This window comes from Bacillus sp. 5B6, assembly GCF_000259405.1.
In the GTDB taxonomy this organism is placed as follows: domain Bacteria; phylum Bacillota; class Bacilli; order Bacillales; family Bacillaceae; genus Bacillus; species Bacillus velezensis.
On the sequence record NZ_AJST01000001.1, the window covers coordinates 3,053,417 to 3,072,703 of the forward strand.

Sequence of the window (19,287 nt, forward strand, 5' to 3'; positions counted from 1 at the left end):
CTCTACCACACACCTTACCACAGCTTTTCTCGTGAGTTAAACAATTTGATTCGATGATCTTCGAACAATCAGTCAGCGGTCGTCACTAGTGAACTCTGTATGAATGAATCTATTACATTCAGATATGATGAGCTTTTCATCCTATAAAAGTGAAAATCTATCGTTGAATGAACAAACCCAATAATGTTAAGATATGTATGATATTGAATAGGAAGGAAGTCATTGTCTATATGCGTAAAAAAATCTTAATGGCACTCACAACAGCTTTACTGGCAGCAATCTTCTTTACAGGAAACACTGATAAGGCATACGCTGCAGACTTTTACTCCGGCACTCAGCAGCATTTAAATGTAAGCGGATTTACCGATGCCTCCTACTACACTAAAAAAGCGAAAAGTGTCGATTTTACTCTCAGTACAGCGTATCCGTCAGATCGAACTTTTAAAGGAAACCTATACTTACAGCGAAAGTCCGGAAAGAAATGGACGACTTGTAAAAAAACAACCTTTTCCTTCTCAGTAAGGGTGACTAAGTCATTCTCTTTAAAAGGATGCAAGACAGGTTATTATCGTGTCAAAGCTACGTTCAGCGGTTCAAAACTTGTCAATACGACAAACTCTTTTAAAATTAACCGATAAGATTCAGGGCCCTATGATGATTAGGGTCTTTTTTTATTCGTTCTTTGTGAGTTCCTGTGCGATTTGAATAAAAAGTTTTGCCGCCAATGAAGCCTCCTTTATAGAAGGAACGGCAAGCAGAACATCACGGTACACCGCCTGATTGAGTTCCCTTGTCACGACATTTTCCGGCAGCGATATTCCCGACATAGACATTTGTGATAATATCGCAATTCCCAGTCCCTCTTTGATCATGCTGATGGACGTATTGACGTTGTAAACAGTGAATGCGGCAGTCAGCACAGATCCTGCCTCCTTAAACATATCAATAAACGGTGATTCGTATCCTCCGTCACAGATGATCATCGGCTGGCGGTCAAGATCTTTCAGAGTGATTGACTCACAGCTGCAAAGCGGGTGATCATTTCTAAGCACGACGGCCATTTTATCTTTTTTCAGCGGCAGATATTCCATGTCTTCCGTAGGAAAAAGAGTGATCCCCACATCTATTACCCGGGAGCGGAGCCATTCCTTTACTTCGTTAACCGTTCCTTCATGAAGCACCAACTCAAGCTTCGGATACCGTTTTTTAAACACGCTGATCAGCTTTGGAATGAAATAAGCGGAAGCGGCCGGAAATGTGCCGATGTGAATCGTTCCCTGTTCAAGCCCTCTTTCCGCGGCCGCCAGCTGCTCGGCTTTTTCTATGCCTTTGAGCACCTCTCTGATATGGACGAGAATTTTTCCGCCCGTGTCCGTGAGCCTTACGCCGTTGCGGCGCTCGCGGACGATCAGCTTGATGCCGAGCTCTGACTCAAGCGCAGAGATGGCATGGCTGACGGCGGGCTGCGTCATATTCAGCGCTTGCCCCGCTTTTGTAAAGCTTCCCGTTTCAGCGATTTGAACAAAAACCCGCAGTTGTGTAATCGTCATAACGTTTTACTTATGCTCCTTATAAAAAAGATTCATTTTATTTATCTTACTGATTACCGTATCATATGATGGAATTGTTCTACAAGGAGTGAACGACGTGAAACAGCTTTCGAAAATACAGACGGCTCTTATGCTGGCGTTTCTAGTCACGGTATGGGGAATTAACTGGCCGCTGACAAAGGCCGCGCTTGCCTATTCGCCGCCTCTTCTGTTTGCCGGAATCCGCACGCTGATCGGCGGACTTCTATTATTAATGGTGGCGCTGCCCCGTTTTAAAAAGCTGCGTTTTAAAGAAACGTGGCCGATCTATCTTATTTCTGCCATTTTAAATATTACTTTATTTTACGGCCTGCAAACGGTCGGCTTGAATTACCTGCCTGCCGGCTTATTTTCAGCCATCGTGTTTTTCCAGCCGGTATTAATGGGCGTTTTTTCTTGGCTGTGGCTCGGGGAATCGATGTATCCTTTAAAAATAGCCGGTCTTATTCTGGGCTTTGCCGGTGTCGCCGTCATCAGCGCAGCCGGTTTCGGGGGCCATATTTCCATCGCCGGCATTCTTTTGGCCTTAGGCTCTGCGGTCAGCTGGGCGCTCGGCACGGTATATGTGAAAAGAACGGGCGGACGCGCGGATTCTATCTGGATGGTCGCTCTTCAGCTTCTGATCGGCGGCGTGCTGCTTGTCAGCTCCGGCCATTTTTCAGAAAGCTTTTCAGCGATTCAATGGAAAGCTCCGTTCATTCTCAGCCTTCTGTTCATTTCAGTTTTTGTTATCGCGCTCGGCTGGCTCGCCTTTTTTACGCTTGTCGGTTCAGGGGAAGCAAGCAAGGTCGCCTCTTACACCTTCCTGATCCCGCTCATATCCATTATCGTCAGCTCGATATTCCTGCATGAGCCGCTGACCGTCAGCCTTTTAGCCGGACTGCTTCTGATCGTCACAAGCATTTGTTTTGTGAATATAACACCGAAGAAACTGAAATCACCTGCTCTGGCCGCAGAAAAAAAGGCCGTTCATTAAAAAAACTCTTGCCGCGGGGCAAGAGTTTTTTTATTTATTGACGTCTTCCTTTTACGAGATACGCAGCCGTAATGAGGAGATAGATGGCCGCAGTGATGCATGTAATGACGATGGATGTCGTCGCAATTACGCCGACCAAGATGGCCAAAAGCGCAAGCACCGCGAACCATGTCGTGTACGGGAACCATTTGACGTAATAAGCCGGCTGTTCTGTTGAATGTTTTCTTGATTTCAAATGGGCGAATCCGATAATCAGCCAGATGAACAGCACGGTATAGCCGAGGGAACCCATCAAATAATTAAACGTCTGGCTTCCTGCGAATAATGAAATCAGAACGCCTACATATAAAAATGACGTACAAGTCAGAATCGCATAAACGGGAACCTTTTTCTTCGACAGTTTTGAAAAGATTTTCGGCACCCGGCCGTCAGAAGCCTGCGTAAACAAGACGCGGGATGATCCGTACAGTCCCGAGTTCATAGACGAGATAATCGCAAGAAGAATGACGGCATTCATAATATGGTCGGCACCCGGAATCCCGATCATCTTAAATACTATGACAAACGGGCTTTCCGGAACGCTGTTGACTTGATTCCAAGGAATCAGGCTGACGATGATGAAAAACGGCAGCAAGTAAAAAGCGACAATCCGCGTTAACGTGCTTCGGACAGCTTTCGGGATCACCTTTTCGGGGTTTTTTGTCTCCGCCAGCGTGACGCCGATGATTTCCGTTCCGCCGTATGAGTAGATCACGACGAGCATCGCCGTAATGACGCCCCCCGCTCCATGCGGGAAAAACCCTCCGTGATCCGTTAAATGAGACAGCCCCGGCGCCGTGTGATTGCCGAATGAGAAAAATAATAGCAGAATCCCGCATAAAATAAAGATGACAATCACTGTAATTTTAATGAGCGCGAGCCAGTACTCCGTCTCGGCAAACAGTTTCACAGAAAGCATGTTTACGACCGTCACCACAATGGAAATGATCAAAGCCAATATCCATATCGGACATTCCGGCAGCCAATATTGAATGAAAATGGCGGCTACGACCGCCTCCGCGGCAATATTGAGCACCCACATTTTCCAATAGATCCAGTCTAAAAAGTATGCTGCGTACGACCCGAGAGACTGCTGAACCAAATCACGGAACGTCCTTGCATGTTTGTTTCTGACTGCCATTTCGGCCAGCCCCTGCATAATAAACAGCAGAATGATTCCGCCGAGGAGGTAGGCCAATAACACGGATGGCCCCGCTTCATCAATCGCCGTGCTGCTGCCTTTAAAGAGCCCGGCCCCGATTGCGCCTCCAAGCGCCATCATCATAATGTGTCTGGACGACATCGTCCGTTTTAACGTTTGCTTGTCCTTTTCCATCTATCACACGCCCTCTCGCAAAAAGTGTTCATCACATAAAAAAGCACGCCGCCTCTTTGGGAAAAGAGACGGCGTGCCTCAGGCAGCCGCGGTACCACTCTTGTTGATCCCGAATGTCCGGAATCCAGCTTAAAAACCTTTTAACGAAGGTCAGCCGTTAGGACATAGGGAATATTCCGACAATTCCGTTCCGCCCTGCCACTTCCGGGCGAGTTCAAAGAACAATCAGTCCGCGTTGCACCAACCCGCGGCTCTCTTTTTCTGACTGGATTCTTTTACTGCTCCCGTTCACAGTGTTTTATGTTAAATGAATCTCTTGAGTTTTTATTTTCTGAATATAGTAACATAATATACAGTCTTCTATTTTCAAAGTCAATACTAATTTTTGCCGCCTATTGTCCTTCCCTGTCATTCGAAAGTCTAAGCTGAAATCCGGACACAAGGCTTTGCTTTCCGGGCGCCGCGCTTTCCGCTTTCACCTTTGTGTTTGCGTATAAAAACAGCGCAAGCGCAATGCCGAATGATATGACGAGAATCCATGCTTTTTTCATCCAGATGCCTCCTCACTTTCTATCATCGGCGGCTTTTTCTCTTTTTTTTATACGCCAAATTAAAAAAACAATTTTAAAATTCTGTTTTCCTTATATTAAAACTTGCTTTATCATAAAAGTATGCGTTTACATTCGAGTAGGGAGGTTATAGCATGACCCCTGTGAATTCAAGCAGCATCGGGAAGATTCAGGCGGCCAGCAAAGGTTTGTCGCCAAAATTGAGAGCGATTGCAGACCATATCGTGAAGGAACCGAAAGACGTGATTCACCTTTCCATCATTCAGCTGGCGGAAAAAACGAAAAGCTCTGAAGCGACGATTTTCAGGCTGTGCAAACGGCTCGGTTTTTCCGGCTATCAGGATTTAAAAATCGCGCTTGCTCAGGAGATCGTTCAGGAGCCGGTGCAGCACATTCATGAAGAAATGAGCCCCGACGACGATATCGAAGTCGTCATCCAGAAAGTTTTCCGCACAAACATTTCCGGTCTGACCGATACCTTTCATTTATTAGATCCGGCCGACGTTGAAAAAGCGGTAGAAATGATCCACCGCGCAGACAGAATCGAATTTTACGGAAACGGCGGTTCCGGGCTGATCGCCACAGACGCGTATCATAAATTTATGCGTACGGGTATAAATTGCATCGCGCACACGGATTCTCACTTTCAGGCGATGTCAGCGGGTCTTCTCGGTCCCGATAGCGCAGTCATCGGCATTTCTCATTCGGGAAGCAACAAGGACGTGCTCGACGCGGTGAAAACGGCCAAATCGCTCGGCGCCGGCACGATCGGCATTACAAGCTACCAAAAGTCGCCGCTCACCCAGATTTCCGACGTGGTGCTGTATACGTCAACAAGGGAGACGGCTTTCAGAACGGAAGCAATGTCCGCAAGGCTTGCCCAGCTGTCGGTCATTGATACACTGTATTTCGCCACGGCCCGGCTGCGGCAGGAGAAAACGCTCGCCAACTTGCAGCAAATCAGAAAAATGATCGCGCACAAACGTTTGTAATATTTATTTTTCAAAAGAGAGAATGCCGATACAGCGGGAATTGAGGCAATTTTATGAAAAAAAATTTCTTCTTCATCGTTGATTTATAAAAAAATTATTCCTATAATTGACTTTGTAAGGGCATACATTATCAATCTATCTTATTATTCAATCAGATTAGGCGGGATATATTATGAAGGAAACCCAAGCTGTTATCGGTCTGGATATCGGCACGACCAGTACGAAAGCCGTTCTGTTCGGACCGAGAGGCAAAGTGTTAGCCAAGCATTCGGTTCACTATGATTTAATACAGCCAAAGCCGGCATGGGCCGAGCAGGATCCTGAGCACATTTTGGAAGCGGTTATCGGAAGCATCAGGGGCGCCGTCACAAAGGCGGGACTGAGCCCTAACAATCTGCTTGCAATCGGCATCAGCACCGCCATGCACTCATTGATAGCTGTCGATCAAAACGGCGGCCTGCTGACCAAAAGCATCATTTGGGCGGACAACCGCAGCGCCGAGCAATCAAAACGGATTTTAAAAGAGATGAACGGTTTTGATATTTATAAAAGAACGGGTACGCCGATTCACCCGATGTCTCCGCTTTCCAAAATTGTGTGGATGAAAGAACAGGACAAGGAGACATTCGCGAAAACCGCCAAATTCATCAGTATTAAAGAATATATTCTGCACGAGTTTTTCGGAACTTATGTCGTCGATTATTCGATCGCTTCGGCAACGGGGCTGTTCCGTTTAGATACGCTTTCCTGGGATGAAGAAGCGCTCCGGATTGCCGGAATCCGGGAAGATCAGCTGTCGGACATCGTGCCGACCACTCATCAGCTGCGCGGCCTTGCGCCGGAAATCGCTGCACGGATGGGCATTCATGCGGATACACCGTTTATTATCGGCGCAAATGACGGCGTGCTCGCCAACCTTGGAGTCGGCGCGATCGGCAAAGGCGAAGTGGCCGTTACGATCGGAACAAGCGGAGCCGTGCGTTCGGTGACGGATACGCCGATTACGGATGAAAAAGCGCGGACATTCTGTTACGCGCTGACTGACAAGCATTGGGTCATCGGAGGCCCGACGAATAACGGAGGCATTATGCTGCGCTGGCTTCGAGACGAATTCGCTTCTCCGGAAGTCGAAACGGCGAAGCGGCTCGGCATTGATCCGTACGATTTAATGATTGATATCGCTGATAAAGTGCCCGCAGGCTCTGAGGGATTGTTGTTTCTGCCGTTTTTATCAGGGGAGCGCGCGCCGTTTTGGAATCCGAATGCCCGCGGAACGTTTTTCGGCATCAGCCTCCGCCATAAACGGGAGCATTTTATCAGAGCGGTGCTGGAAGGCGTCATCATGAGCGTCTTTTCAATCGGTGTCGCACTGAGAGATTTGGCGGGCCCTGCAAAAGACGTGCGGGCTTCGGGAGGATTTGCGAGATCGCCGCTGTGGAGGCAGATTTTGTCCGATACGATGGGACGGGAAGTCCTCGTTCCGGAAAGTTACGAAGCCTCGGCGCTCGGAGCGGCCGTCCTCGCTTTGCACAGCCTTGGCGAAATGGAACGGATCGAGGATGTTCAGGACTGGATCAGAATTTCTCACCGCCATGAACCGAACGTCAAAAACAGCGAAACATATATTGAGCTGTTTTACTTATACGAGCGGCTGTATGACAAGCTCAAAGATGAATTTGACGTCATCAGTGAATTTCAGCTCAAACAAAGCCGTTAATTCTTCTTTGAAAGGGTGAAAAGGTCATGTTACTGTTTATTGTCATTGCCGCTATTATCGTTTTACTCTTATTGATTACGGTCGCTAAATTAAATCCGTTTATCAGTCTGCTGATTACATCCATCCTTGTCGGTTTCGCAACGGGCATGAATCTGCCGGACATTATCGCTTCGATGAAAACCGGGCTCGGCAATACGCTGTCGCTGCTTGCGATCGTGCTGGCCCTCGGTACGATGCTCGGAAAAATGATGGCTGAATCAGGCGGTGCGGAGCGGATCGCCCACACCCTGATCGGCCGCTTCGGCAAAAAGAAAGTGCATTGGGCGATGATGGCCGTCGCTTTTATCGTCGGCATCCCGGTCTTTTTCCAGGTCGGCTTCGTCCTGCTCGTGCCGCTTTTGTTTACGATTGCAATTGAAACCGGGGTTTCATTAGTGACGATCGGGATTCCGCTCCTTGCGGGACTTTCCGTCGTGCACGGATTGGTTCCGCCCCACCCGGCGGCGATGGCGGCTGTCGGCATTTATCACGCCAATGTCGGAAAAACGATTTTGTTTTCTTTAATCGTCGGCATTCCGACTGCCATCATCGCAGGGCCGCTTTACGGAAAATGGATTGGTAAGCGCATTCATAAACCCGTTCCCGAACTGTTGAAAAAACAATTTATTGAACGGAATGAAAAACGCAAGCTTCCGGGATTCGCAAATACATTGTTTACGATATTGGTACCGGTGATCCTGATGCTTATGGCAACGCTTGCCGAAATTGCGCTTCCGGAAAAAAGCACGCTCTATGAAACTTTTAAATTTATCGGCGACCCTGTCACGGCGCTTTTGATCGCCACGGTTTACTCCTTTTTCAGCCTTGGTTTTTATCAGGGCTTTGACAGAGAAAGCATTTTAAAATTCAGCAATGACTGTCTGGGACCGATTGCTTCCATTCTGCTTGTGATCGGAGCCGGCGGCGCTTTTAACAACGTCCTGATTGATTCAGGCGTCGGCACGTATATCGCTGACATGGCGAAACACTCAAGCTTCTCTCCCGTTCTTTTAAGCTGGACGATCGCGGCGGTCATCCGTGTCGCCACAGGTTCAGCGACTGTCGCCATGATGACGGCGGCCGGCATTGTTGCACCGATTGCATCTGTCATGCCGGGCGTCAGCAGCGAGCTTCTCGTTTTGGCAACGGGAGCGGGCTCTTTGATTCTGTCACATGTCAATGACTCCGGTTTCTGGCTCATTAAAGAGTATTTCGGAATGACAGTAAAAGAAACATTCCTGACATGGACGGCGATGGAAACGATTATTTCTGTCAGTGCGATCTGTTTTATCATGATCATTAACGCGTTTATATAAAAACAAACCCCGGCCGCAAACCGGGGTTTGTTTTTTTTATCGGTCATTCACAAGGATATAAGCGGCTTTAACGGGTCCGTGGACGCCGACAACCAAATCCATTTCGATATCGGCCGAGTTGCTCGGTCCAGTAATATAGTTGATGCAGGAAGGAACGGTGACGCCGTCTCTGATCTGCTGTTTCAGTATATCGCTGGCCTGTGTCATTCTCGGCACAATGGAAGATTTCGGGATGATTGCGATATAGGTGGTCGGAAGCAGGCTGACAGAACGGCCTGCATGCTCTGACGCATACAAAACGACGGTGGCTGATTCCGCAAGGGTGATCTCGCTGAATGTGATGCCCACATTCGCTTGTTCCGCTTTTTCAATATTTTTCGCTCCTTGTTCCGCGTCCCATTCCCAAACGGGAATCCCTTCATCCGGCCACTCTTCTGTCATAAGGGTCTGCAAGCCGTAAGTTTCAAACCGGCTGTCCTTCGGAATGATGACAGGCCCTCCTTCAAAGCGGTTCACCTGCGTGCGCAAAGCGTCGTAAAGCCCGGCTCCATCCGTTTCGATCAGTTCGGTATGAATGTTGACGCAGTGGTCTTTCAGCATCGTGACAAGATCGTCTTCCGTACAGTCCGCATGCGTTTGATATTGTGGCTGATACTTCCATTCAGGCAGGGACACGTCTGATTTCCTGCGCTCTCTGCCCAGACTTTCGGCGATCCGGTTTAAAAAGGATTCCTGATGTGTAACCGTCCCTTTCATCATCATTCTTCCCCCTTTTGTTTTTCCCGGTCTTTAAACCAATCTCTGAATCTCGATTTATGCGGCGCCGGGAAATCCCGTATTGCCGTCCATTCTTTTAACGGCCCCGGCCCTTTTGATATTTTGTCATCTTCCGTAAACGGCGTCATGGCGGCAGGCACCCATTTCGATCCCATTTTATAAAGGGACGGGGATGACGAGCCGAGCCCGAAGGCTTTCATCGCCAGCTTTTCGCTGATCGGCGCTTTGCCCTCTTTTTCCACGATGTTCTGCCGATGCTTGAGCAGCAGCTCGTGCAGCGGAATTTTAACGGGACACGCTTCCGTACAGGCCGCGCATAAGGAAGATGCGTACGGGAGCTCCTTGTATTCGTCATATCCGCCGAGAAGAGGCGATAAGACGGCGCCGATCGGACCCGAATAGATGGACCCGTACGAGTGTCCGCCGACATGCCGGTACACGGGACAGACGTTGATGCAGGCGGCGCAGCGGATACATTGCAGCACCGATTGGAATTCCGTGCCGAGTATGCGGGAACGCCCGTTGTCCACAACCACGAGGTGGAATTCCTCAGGCCCGTCAGCTTCTCCTTGCTGACGAGGTCCCGTCAGCGCCGTAATGTAACTTGTAAGCCGCTGGCCGACGGCGCTTCTCGTCAGCATGCTGACAAGCACTTCAAACTCAGAAAATGACGGAACGATCCGCTCCATTCCCATCACGGTGATCTGCGTCTTCGGCAGCGCGGACACAAGGCGGCCGTTTCCTTCGTTCGTCACGAGACTGACCGATCCGGTATCCGCAATTGCAAAGTTGCAGCCTGTAATGCCGACATCCGCTTCGAGAAATTTTTTCCTGAGAACGCTGCGCGCGTGCATGACGAGCTCTTCCGGTTTTTCCGTCTGCTTGTATTCGAGTCTCTCTTTAAACACGTCACGGATCTGCTCTTTGTTTTTGTGAAGAGCGGGAGCAACGATATGTGACGGCGGATCGTGATCGTCAATCTGGAGAATATATTCGCCGAGATCCGTTTCTGTGACTTCACAGCCCTCTTCCTCAAGCACTTCGTTCATATTGATTTCTTCTGTCACCATGGATTTGGATTTTACGATTTTTTTGGCGTTTTTCTGCCGGATGACATCGCGGATATAGGAGGACGCTTCTTCCGCCGTTTCGGCGAAAAAGACATGTCCGCCTCTGTTGGCGACGTTTTCGGCGAGCTGTTCCAAATAGAAATCAAGATTGTCCAGCACATGCTGTCTGATTTCTTCCGCATGGGAACGCCAATCCTCCCAGTTTCCCAATTCCTCGGCCGCCTGAAGCCTTCTTGTCCTGAGCCGTTCCTGCGCTCCGGAGACGGCTCCTCTCATAAACTCATTATCTATTCCTTCTGATACCCGCTCTTTAAAAGCGGCGGTACCGATTTTCATCGCCATGATTTTCCCCCCTTGTTGTTTCTCGTGTTATCTGCTGTTCAGCACTTCGGCGATGTGCATGACTCTGACGTTTTTATCCTTACGGTCAAGACGCCCTCCGATATTCATCAGACATCCGCAATCCGCCCCGATCAGCACCTCGGCCTCCGTGTCTTCCACGCAGGCGACCTTCTCATCCACCATTTGTTCAGAGATTTGCGCCATTTTCACAGAAAACGTTCCTCCGAATCCGCAGCATTGGTGCTTTCCGGGAAGCGCGGTCAGCTCGAGCCCCTTGACATGGCGCAAAAGCTTCATCGGCTCCTCCGACACGCCGAGCAGCCTCGTCATGTGGCACGATGTATGGACTGTCGCTTTTTTATGCAGCACCGCCCCGACATCCTCCACCCCGAGAACGTTGACGATAAAATCTGTTAACTCATATGTTTTGTCCGCAAGCTGCTGCGCTTTTGCCGCCCACTTCGGATCGTCCTGAAACAGATGCGGATATTCACGGAACATCGTCGTACAGGAACCTGACGGACTGACGACGTACTCCGCTTCTTCAAACGCGGCAATCATCCGCTTCATCGCTTTTTTCGCATCCGTCACATACCCGCTGTTGTATGCGGGCTGCCCGCAGCAGATCTGTCCCTCGGGAAAATCCACCTCACACCCGAGCCGTTCCAGCACCTCAACCGTCGCCTTTCCGACATTGGTCTGGAACATATCCACAAGGCACGTGACAAATAATGAGACTTTCATGATGAACCCCTCTTTCATCCTCAATATGTGATCCGGTCATCTGATGACCTGTTTTTAGGAAAGCTCTATGAATATCCTACACTATTCTGAATATGGATTGGAAGGTTTTTCTGAAAAATCCTTTCGTCCGATGCGCTGAAGGGGACAAAAAAAGAGAAGCCCGAAAGCTCCTCAAGCTGCTCTACATCCCGTTTTCCAGCAGGCGTCCCAGTTTTTGCACACCCTCTTTTATCGCGGCTTTACCGGCATAACTGAACGACAGGCGAAGATATTCCGCACCGTCTTCATGATGCAGAAAAAAATATTTACCGGGTACATAGGAAACGCCGTGAGAAAGAGCCCTCGCCAGCAATGCGGATGTATCCGCTCCAGGCGCTTTCACCCATACAAAGTAACCGCCTTCAGGCACGTGCCAGGATGCGGATTTCGGAAGATATCGCTCTGATGCGGCGAGCAAAACGTCACGTTTGCTTTGATATGCTTCCCGCAAGGCGGCGAGCCGTTTTTCAACATTCGTTTGTTCCAGATAGACGGCGGTCACCGCTTGGGAAAACGGGTGGCCTAAGTCTTTTTTTAACCATGACAATGCCGTGATGAATGCGGCGTCCCCTGCAATCCAGCCGATCCTCATACCCGGGGCGATGACTTTTGATAATGAACCGGCGTACAGCACCCGGCCGTTTTGATCCATGGCTTTTAAGGGCGGCGGAATATCGGTGAATCCGAGCTCGCCGTATGCATCATCCTCCAAGATGAGAAAATCATATGTTTCGGCAAGCTGAAGCAGGCGTGTTCTCCGCTTCGCTGACATTACGGTTCCCGCAGGATTCTGAAAAGCGGGTATCGTGTAGAGAAGACGGGGAAGCAGAAGCCCTTTTCGTTTTCTTTCCTCAAGCATGAACGCTAATGTTTCTGTTTGCAGGCCCTCTTGATCTGTCGGAATGCTCATGATATGTGGTGTATAATTTTTAAAAATCTCGAGCGCTTCCATGTAGACCGGCGCTTCAACGGCAGCGGCGGTTTGTTCATCGAGGAAAACCCGTGCAGCCAGATCTATCGCCTGACAGGCGCCTGACGTCACGATCAGCTCATCGTCCCGGCAGTGAATGCCGCGGATGGCTAACCGTTCTTGAATCTGCTTTTTTAAAACGGCCGTCCTCGGGCTTCCCATATAATGCAGCGGCAGATCGCGCTCCTCATCCAGAAGGCGGGCGGCGGCTTCTTTCAGCTCCTTATCAGGAACGAGTGCGGGATCGGGATAGCCGGAATGCAGGGGGATGCACGCTTTCGGAACTGCCGGCATCCATTCCCCGGGAGGATCGTTTGTCAGAGCTTTCTTTACATGGTCAGAAAAAAAAGATTCGGCCTGCATGTGATATTATCCCCTTTCACAAGTCAGCTTCTATACATTTTCTTCAAAATAAGCCCCCAGCACTTCTTCCACATTCGTCAAGTGCGCGGTCATCGCCGTTTCCGCTTCATCCGCGTCTCCGGCGGCGACGGCGCTGTAAATGCGTTCATGCTCTTCATACAATCGCTGCACGCTCGTTCGTTTAGAAAACAGCCAAATTTTTCTCGTTTCTCTCATCGTTTCCAAAAGAAGCGCGGAGACATGATTCATGAGATGCTTGAGTAGCCCGTTTTGTGATGCTTCCGCCAGCGCCATGTGAAAGGAGAAATCTGCTTTTTCGCCCAATTCTTCGTCTCCGTCAATGTCTTTCATCTCCATGAGAGCTTGGCGGATTTTTTGTAAATCGTCTTCGGTGCGTTTTTGAGCGGCCATGGCGGCGACGCCGAGTTCAAGCAGCTTTCTGACTTCGAGCAGCTGTTTGACATCCTCTTTTTTCATCAAGAGGGCGGAAGAAAGCGGCTGGGAAACATGAGACGGCTCAAATTCTCTTATGTATGTGCCTTCTCCCTGCTTCATGTCGACGAGCCCCATCGCTTTCAAAGCCGACAGCGCTTCTCTGACCGCCGAGCGGCTGACCTGAAAACTCTCAGAAAGCGCCTGAACGGAATCAAGCTTTTCACCCGGCTTAAGCTCGCCCGCTTTTATCTTCTCCAGCAATGCGTCAGCGACTTCCTCGTAGATTTTTTTCGTTTTAATTTGTTTATATTTCAACGCGATCACCCCGTCACTTGTGAATCTTGATGTTTATCGTCTATTATACTTCTTTTTTTGTATTGCCGACAGGTTCAGACAATTTGTTCAAGAAAAGTATTGTACTTTCAAAACTTTCAAAATATAATGCTAATTAACCCGGTCATCAGATGACCTTATCATAAAAAGTAATCGCTTACATGACATAAGGAGGGGTTTTTTAGGGATGCAATGGACACAGGGGTACGCTCCTTTAGGGGGAAATTTGCTTTTATCGGCAGCTTGCGCGCTCGTGCCGATTATCTTCTTTTTTTGGGCGCTTGCGGTGAAACGGATGAAGGGGTACATCGCGGGGCTTTTAACATTAGCCGTTTCACTTTTAATCGCTGTATTTGTTTACGGCATGCCGGCGGAAAAAGCGGTGATGTCTGCTTCTCAGGGAGCGGTGTACGGGCTGCTTCCGATCGGCTGGATTATCGTCACATCAGTCTTTCTGTATAAAATCACCGTGAAAACGGGACAGTTTGAGATTATCCGGAGTTCGGTGCTGTCAATTACAGATGACCGGCGTTTGCAGGCGCTGCTCATCGCCTTTTCATTCGGGGCGTTTTTAGAAGGCGCCGCCGGTTTCGGCGCACCCGTCGCGATCTCGGCCGCTTTGCTCGTCGGACTTGGTTTTCAGCCGCTGTATGCGGCGGGAATTTGCCTGATTGCCAATACGGCGCCCGTTGCCTTCGGCGCGATCGGCATTCCGATTACCGCCGTCGAAGGTCCGACCGGGATACCGGCAATGGAAATTTCTCAAATGGTCGGCCGGCAGCTTCCGTTTTTATCCGTCTTTATTCCGCTGTACTTAATCATTTTGATGAGCGGGTTTAAAAAGGCTTTTGAGATATGGCCGGCCATTCTTGTTTCCGGCGTCTCCTTTGCAGCCGTGCAGTACGCAAGCTCGAATTTTTTAGGGCCTGAGCTTCCGGATGTGCTGTCGGCGCTTGTTTCCATGGCTGCGCTCGCTGTGTTTTTGAAATTTTGGAAACCGAAAACGGCCTTTCGTTTCGCGGCAGAACGGGAATCAGCAGCGGCCGCTGACCGGGCGCCGATCAAGTACGGGGGCGCCGCGGTGTTTAAAGCGTGGTCTCCTTTCCTTCTTCTGACGGCCATGATATCCGTCTGGGGGATTCCCGGCGTGAAGGCTGCATTAACCGGTCATTACGAAGGAACGTCAATGTGGCTTTCCTGGCTGAATGCAGCCGGGCGTGCATTGACCTTCACGCCTCCCGTCCCATTTGTAAATCAGCAGATTCTTCAGGCGGACGGCACGCCGATTGAAGCCGTGTACAAACTTGAGCTTTTCGGTTCAGCAGGGACGGCGATTCTGATTGCCGCCGTCATCTCCAAGTTCGCCCTCGGCATGTCGTGGAAGACTTGGGGCGAAGCGTTTATAGAAACGGTGAAAGAATTAACGCTTCCGGTCGTGACCATTGTTTCTGTTGTCGGCTTTGCTTATGTGACGAATGCTTCCGGCATGAGCACGACACTCGGTCTTGCGCTTGCCATGACGGGCGCGATGTTTACCTTTTTTTCGCCGGTGCTCGGCTGGCTCGGCGTATTTATTACCGGCTCTGATACGTCGGCCAACCTATTGTTCGGCGGATTGCAAAAGGTGACGGCGCTCTCTGTCGGGATGGACCCGGTTCTCTCCGTCGCCGCCAATTCATCAGGCGGTGTCACCGGAAAAATGATTTCTCCGCAATCCATTGCGGTTGCCTGTGCCGCTGTCGGTCTGGCGGGCAAGGAAGCCGACCTTTTCCGCTTTACGATTAAGCACAGTCTGTTTTTGCTTCTGCTCGTCTGCCTCATTACATTTTTACAGCATCATCTGTTTTCATGGATGATCCCGTAACACGGAGAACCTCCCCGGGGTTTGGCTCGGGGAGGTTTCAGCTGTACCGTTTTCTCGCCGATGACGGCGGAATATTTAATTGGTCACGGTATTTGGCGACGGTGCGCCTTGAGATTCGGATGTCATATTGTTCATGCAGCAGATCGGCAAGCTTTTGGTCTGAATAAGGTTTCTTTTTATCTTCTTTACCGACCAATGCCTCCAGATGCGCTTTTACGGCATAATTGGAGGCGCCGCCGTCCCCCGACGATTCAGCTTTCGCCGAGAAAAATGTTTTCATTTCATACAGTCCGTACGGCGTCTGAACGTACTTCCCTTTGATGGCCCGGCTGATCGTTGATTCGTGGAGCTCCAGCGTTTCCGCCACCTCTCTTAAGGTCAGCGGCTGCATTCCGCTTTTTCCTGTGAGAAAAAAGGATTCCTGCCGTTCAGTCAGCACGCCGATAATTCTCGTGATCGTTTGTTTTCTTTGCGACAAAGCTCGGTTCAGCCAGCGCCATTCCTGATATTTTGCCGACAGATAATTTTTCGTGTCTCGGCACCCGGCAGCTGACAGCAGCGGCTGATAATGGGTATGAAGCTGGATGTCAGGAAACGAACGGCTGTTGAGCCGCGCTTGAATGATGCCGTTTTTCACTGTGATGAAAATATCCGGTTCCACGTAAAAACCCGGCTCCTCATGCGCATAACGGAGCCCCGGCCTCGGATCAAGCGCGCTGATCATGTCAGCGATGTCCTGAATGTCTTTAAGCGGAATGCCCGTTTTTAGTGTAAGCGCTTTCCAGTTCTTTCTTGCAAATAGCTCAAAATAGGCTTCGGCAATCCATTCCGCCTGTTCGTTCCGCTCGGGCAAACGGCGGAGCTGAAGAAGGATGCATTCCTGCAAAGACCGGGCGCCGATTCCCGCGGGCTCAAGGGATTGAAGCTTTTTAAGAACCGCTTCCGTCTCCTCTTGTGAAGCGGATACATGGTCGGCGGCGGCTGGTATGTCCTCTTTTAAATATCCGTTTGAATCCAATGAATGTATCAGATAATTGAAAATTTTTTTCTCATCATCGGACAGCTTCATGTCTAAGGCTTGCTGTTTGAGCGAATCCTGCAGCGTTTTGCGGGTAAGTCTGATCTGCTGGCTTCCGTCCCGTTCTTTCATCCTGTTTTTATTTGTTTTATGGTAAGATAGTGGCGGCGTGTCTGTTTCCTTTCGTTCAATCAGAGGGTTTTCCAGTGAGAGCTCATCAATATATCCGGCCAGTTCCGCGGAATTGTATCCGAGTAATGTGATAGCCTGTTTAAGCTCTTGCGTTAATTGAGGCTTTAACATTTGTGTTTGCTGAAGTTTGATATCCATCATGCTCACTCCCCTTTTTTCATTGTACATGATTGGTTTCATACCGTATATACTTATTAAAAGGAGTTGCTTTATAGATGTCAGAACTTTTTTCTGTTCCTTATTTTATTGAAAACTTTACACAGCACATTGAAATGAATCCGAATGAAGACCGAATTCATGCGATGAACAGCTATTACCGTTCCGTCGTTTCAACCCTTGTTCAGGATCAGCTGACGAAAAACTCGGTTGTGCTCAAAAGAATTCAGCATTTGGATGAGGCGTACAACAAAGTAAAACGCGGAGAAACAAAATAAACCTTCCGCTCATTCAAAGCGGAAGGTTTTCCTTCGTGCCGGCGGTTTCCCCGATCAGACGGACATCCGGCGCTTCGTGCATCCAGGTGTAATAATAGTTGGCGTTTTTCCCGTATGAATTATCAATGACGGTATTCGGTTTCCCGAGAAGTGAGGACAGAATGTGGCCGTGAAGCCTTGACGTTTCCACCGATTCGTATCTGCTGAAAAACAGGACCGCTTTCTTTGTTAAGAAATCGGTATAGCGTTTCCAAAACCGCGCAATCGGCAGCGGGTTTCCCGCTTTTTTATTCAAAACATTCAGCGTTTGGAAAAAAGCGATCCCCCTGCGGTCGCTTGCTGACAGCACATCCTGCCAGTCGCAGCTTTTAACGGAAGAATTGGTTTGCAGCTTCGGATTGATTTCCCCATCCGTGCGGATAAAATGAAGCCTGCCGCGTGACGGAGCCGCTGACGCCGCCATCGGATACAGCTGATGGGCCATATCAGGCATAAGCCCGATATGATTCGCCGAAAAAAAGCGTTTCGCAGTCTCGTGTGACACATGATCTCTCGTAAACAGGTGGAGATCCTTGTGCTCCGCAAAAAGCGCCGCTGTCTTTTGCAGCCGTGTCTCATCCTGATAATAGATGGATTGCGGCAGGATGACGATCCTGTTTTCCGGAAAGGATTTGACGATTTTTTCCCTGAACGTCTGATAGTACGGATAGAGATCCCCGAAATTTCCGCCACCCTGACAGACGATGATCGTCTTTTTGTCCGCCCGGCGCCCGAATGGAAAATTGTCGGGATTCCAGCGCTGTTTCACGCGGATGCCGTGCGCTTTAAAAAACGCCTCCGTCCCTTTCATAATCAATAAATCCCCTACATTTCCGTAGAGGGGATAGTCGGCATATATGATGTCAGATTGCGGCGGTATAACGCTGAGCAGACCCGTCAGCGTTTCTTTTAATCGGCTCATAACATGGCGGCTGTCCATGTTTTCTCCCCTTTCGTTTCAAACAGTTGCGCAAGTGCGTCAATGACACGCTGCTGCTCCTCAGAAGACAAGTCAGACCCGGACGGCAGACAGATGCCCCGGCTGAAAAGATTTTCAGAGACCCGTTCATGTTCGCTGTGAGGATAAAAGACGGAAGATGAGAAAAGCGGCTGCGTATGCAGCGGTTTCCACAGCGGCCGGGCCTCAATGTTCTGTTCCGCAAGACAGGCGACGGCTTCTTCCGGCGTCACGCCGTTATCAAGCGTCAGAGCAGTCAGCCAGCGGTTTGAAACCGTTCCCTCAAGCTCCGGCATCATGCGGATGCCCGGATACGTTTCCAGCGCTTCCCGATACCTGTGAAAGATTTCTCTCCTCGCCCGGACGCGATCTTCGAGCACTTCCAGCTGCGATATCCCCACGCCCGCGAGAATGTTGCTGAGCCTGTAGTTATACCCGAGCTCGCTGTGCTGGTAATGAACGGCGGCATCTCTCGCCTGTGACGCAAGAAACTTCGCCTTTTCAATCGCGGCTTCATCGTCAGACACGAGCATGCCGCCTCCCGATGTTGTAATGATTTTGTTGCCGTTAAAGGAATAAATGCCGAAACGGCCGAACGTGCCGCTCTGCCTGCCTTTATATGTTGATCCTAAGGACTCGGCAGCGTCTTCAATCAGACAGACGCCGTATGCGTCACAAAGGCTCGTTAATTCATCCATTTTCGCGCTTTGGCCGTAAAGATTGACGGCGATCACCGCTTTCGGGAGTCTGCCGCGCCGCTTTGCATCCCGCAGCGCCCGCTCAAGCGCATCGGGCGACATATTCCACGTCTCCCATTCCGAATCAATAAAAACGGGCTCAGCCTGCTCATACACAATCGGATTCGCCGTGGCGACAAACGTAAAGGAAGGACAAAATACAGCGTCTCCTTTTTTCACACCCGCAAGCCGCAGGGCAAGATGGATGGCGGCCGTTCCCGAGCTTACGGCCGCCGCGCTTTTCACTCCCGCATATTCCGCGAGCCGCGCTTCAAACGAATTGACGAGCGGACCGAGCGGGGCAATCCAATTGGAACGAAAAGCTTCTGCAATGTATTCCTGTTCTTTTCCGCTCATATGAGGCGGAGACAAATAAATCCGTTTGTTTGTTTGCATGAA

18 protein-coding genes and 1 other annotated feature are annotated in these 19,287 nt (G+C 49.7%); of the genes, 7 read left to right on the forward strand and 11 right to left on the reverse strand.

The genetic code is table 11. The features are described from left to right. Nucleotides 1-230: 230 nt before the first annotated feature. Entirely contained in the window at nt 231-638 is a 408-nt protein-coding gene (locus MY7_RS14545) for a hypothetical protein (protein ID WP_003151600.1), read from the forward strand. A 33-nt stretch (nt 639-671) separates the two neighbouring features. On the opposite strand, the gene MY7_RS14550 is transcribed toward MY7_RS14545, so the two are convergent. Next, complete coding sequence (locus tag MY7_RS14550) at nt 672-1,550, reverse strand: LysR family transcriptional regulator (protein ID WP_007613879.1); 879 nt, start codon at nt 1,548-1,550, stop codon at nt 672-674. A gap of 97 nt (nt 1,551-1,647) precedes the next feature. Between MY7_RS14550 and MY7_RS14555 the strand changes: the two genes are divergently transcribed. Next, nucleotides 1,648-2,565, forward strand: coding sequence for a DMT family transporter (locus MY7_RS14555; protein WP_029325829.1), 918 nt, complete (start codon nt 1,648-1,650; stop codon nt 2,563-2,565). Between the two features lie 34 nt (nt 2,566-2,599). Here MY7_RS14555 and MY7_RS14560 read toward each other — a convergent pair whose 3' ends face one another. Next, nucleotides 2,600-3,940: an amino acid permease gene (locus tag MY7_RS14560; RefSeq protein ID WP_007613881.1), complete on the reverse strand. Its 1,341-nt coding sequence runs from the start codon at nt 3,938-3,940 to the stop codon at nt 2,600-2,602. A gap of 61 nt (nt 3,941-4,001) precedes the next feature. Continuing rightward, nucleotides 4,002-4,241: a binding site (T-box leader), on the reverse strand. Nucleotides 4,242-4,332: 91 nt separating this feature from the next. Continuing rightward, nucleotides 4,333-4,491: a hypothetical protein gene (locus MY7_RS19775; protein ID WP_007613883.1), complete on the reverse strand. Its 159-nt coding sequence runs from the start codon at nt 4,489-4,491 to the stop codon at nt 4,333-4,335. A gap of 152 nt (nt 4,492-4,643) precedes the next feature. On the opposite strand from MY7_RS19775, the gene MY7_RS14565 reads away from it, so the two are divergent. From MY7_RS14565 to MY7_RS14575, 3 genes are all read left to right on the forward strand, one after another. Beyond that, a complete protein-coding gene (locus MY7_RS14565; RefSeq protein WP_007613885.1) occupies nt 4,644-5,501 on the forward strand; it encodes a MurR/RpiR family transcriptional regulator in 858 nt (285 codons plus the stop codon). A gap of 172 nt (nt 5,502-5,673) precedes the next feature. Continuing rightward, nucleotides 5,674-7,218, forward strand: coding sequence for a gluconokinase (gene gntK, locus MY7_RS14570; RefSeq protein WP_007613886.1), 1,545 nt, complete (start codon nt 5,674-5,676; stop codon nt 7,216-7,218). 26 nt (nt 7,219-7,244) lie between these two features. Beyond that, nucleotides 7,245-8,573, forward strand: a complete 1,329-nt coding sequence (locus MY7_RS14575; RefSeq protein ID WP_007407373.1) for a GntP family permease — start codon at nt 7,245-7,247, stop codon at nt 8,571-8,573. Nucleotides 8,574-8,609: 36 nt separating this feature from the next. On the opposite strand, the gene MY7_RS14580 is transcribed toward MY7_RS14575, so the two are convergent. The 5 genes from MY7_RS14580 to MY7_RS14600 form a co-directional block, all read right to left on the reverse strand. After that, entirely contained in the window at nt 8,610-9,332 is a 723-nt protein-coding gene (locus MY7_RS14580; RefSeq protein WP_029325828.1) for a LutC/YkgG family protein, read from the reverse strand. Beyond that, nucleotides 9,332-10,762 carry a LutB/LldF family L-lactate oxidation iron-sulfur protein gene (locus tag MY7_RS14585; protein WP_007613888.1) on the reverse strand — a complete coding sequence of 477 codons (1,431 nt, stop codon included), beginning with the start codon at nt 10,760-10,762 and terminating at the stop codon, nt 9,332-9,334. Before MY7_RS14585 ends, MY7_RS14580 begins: the two co-directional genes overlap by 1 nt. Nucleotides 10,763-10,789: 27 nt before the next feature. Further along, nucleotides 10,790-11,506 carry a (Fe-S)-binding protein gene (locus MY7_RS14590; RefSeq protein ID WP_007613889.1) on the reverse strand — a complete coding sequence of 239 codons (717 nt, stop codon included), beginning with the start codon at nt 11,504-11,506 and terminating at the stop codon, nt 10,790-10,792. 181 nt (nt 11,507-11,687) lie between these two features. Next, nucleotides 11,688-12,878, reverse strand: a complete 1,191-nt coding sequence (locus MY7_RS14595) for an aminotransferase-like domain-containing protein (protein ID WP_007613892.1) — start codon at nt 12,876-12,878, stop codon at nt 11,688-11,690. 30 nt (nt 12,879-12,908) lie between these two features. Further along, nucleotides 12,909-13,628, reverse strand: a complete 720-nt coding sequence (locus MY7_RS14600; protein ID WP_029325827.1) for a FadR/GntR family transcriptional regulator — start codon at nt 13,626-13,628, stop codon at nt 12,909-12,911. Between the two features lie 205 nt (nt 13,629-13,833). Between MY7_RS14600 and lutP the strand changes: the two genes are divergently transcribed. Continuing rightward, nucleotides 13,834-15,510, forward strand: coding sequence for an L-lactate permease LutP (lutP, locus tag MY7_RS14605; protein WP_007613900.1), 1,677 nt, complete (start codon nt 13,834-13,836; stop codon nt 15,508-15,510). A gap of 37 nt (nt 15,511-15,547) precedes the next feature. On the opposite strand, the gene rpoN is transcribed toward lutP, so the two are convergent. Continuing rightward, nucleotides 15,548-16,858, reverse strand: a complete 1,311-nt coding sequence (gene rpoN / locus MY7_RS14610; protein ID WP_029325826.1) for an RNA polymerase factor sigma-54 — start codon at nt 16,856-16,858, stop codon at nt 15,548-15,550. A 77-nt stretch (nt 16,859-16,935) separates the two neighbouring features. Between rpoN and yvfG the strand changes: the two genes are divergently transcribed. Beyond that, a complete protein-coding gene (gene yvfG, locus MY7_RS14615) occupies nt 16,936-17,154 on the forward strand; it encodes a protein YvfG (RefSeq protein ID WP_003151570.1) in 219 nt (72 codons plus the stop codon). A gap of 13 nt (nt 17,155-17,167) precedes the next feature. On the opposite strand, the gene MY7_RS14620 is transcribed toward yvfG, so the two are convergent. After that, entirely contained in the window at nt 17,168-18,133 is a 966-nt protein-coding gene (locus MY7_RS14620) for a polysaccharide pyruvyl transferase family protein (RefSeq protein ID WP_007613909.1), read from the reverse strand. Beyond that, entirely contained in the window at nt 18,112-19,284 is a 1,173-nt protein-coding gene (locus MY7_RS14625) for an aminotransferase class I/II-fold pyridoxal phosphate-dependent enzyme (protein ID WP_029325825.1), read from the reverse strand. Before MY7_RS14625 ends, MY7_RS14620 begins: the two co-directional genes overlap by 22 nt. Nucleotides 19,285-19,287 lie beyond the last annotated feature (3 nt).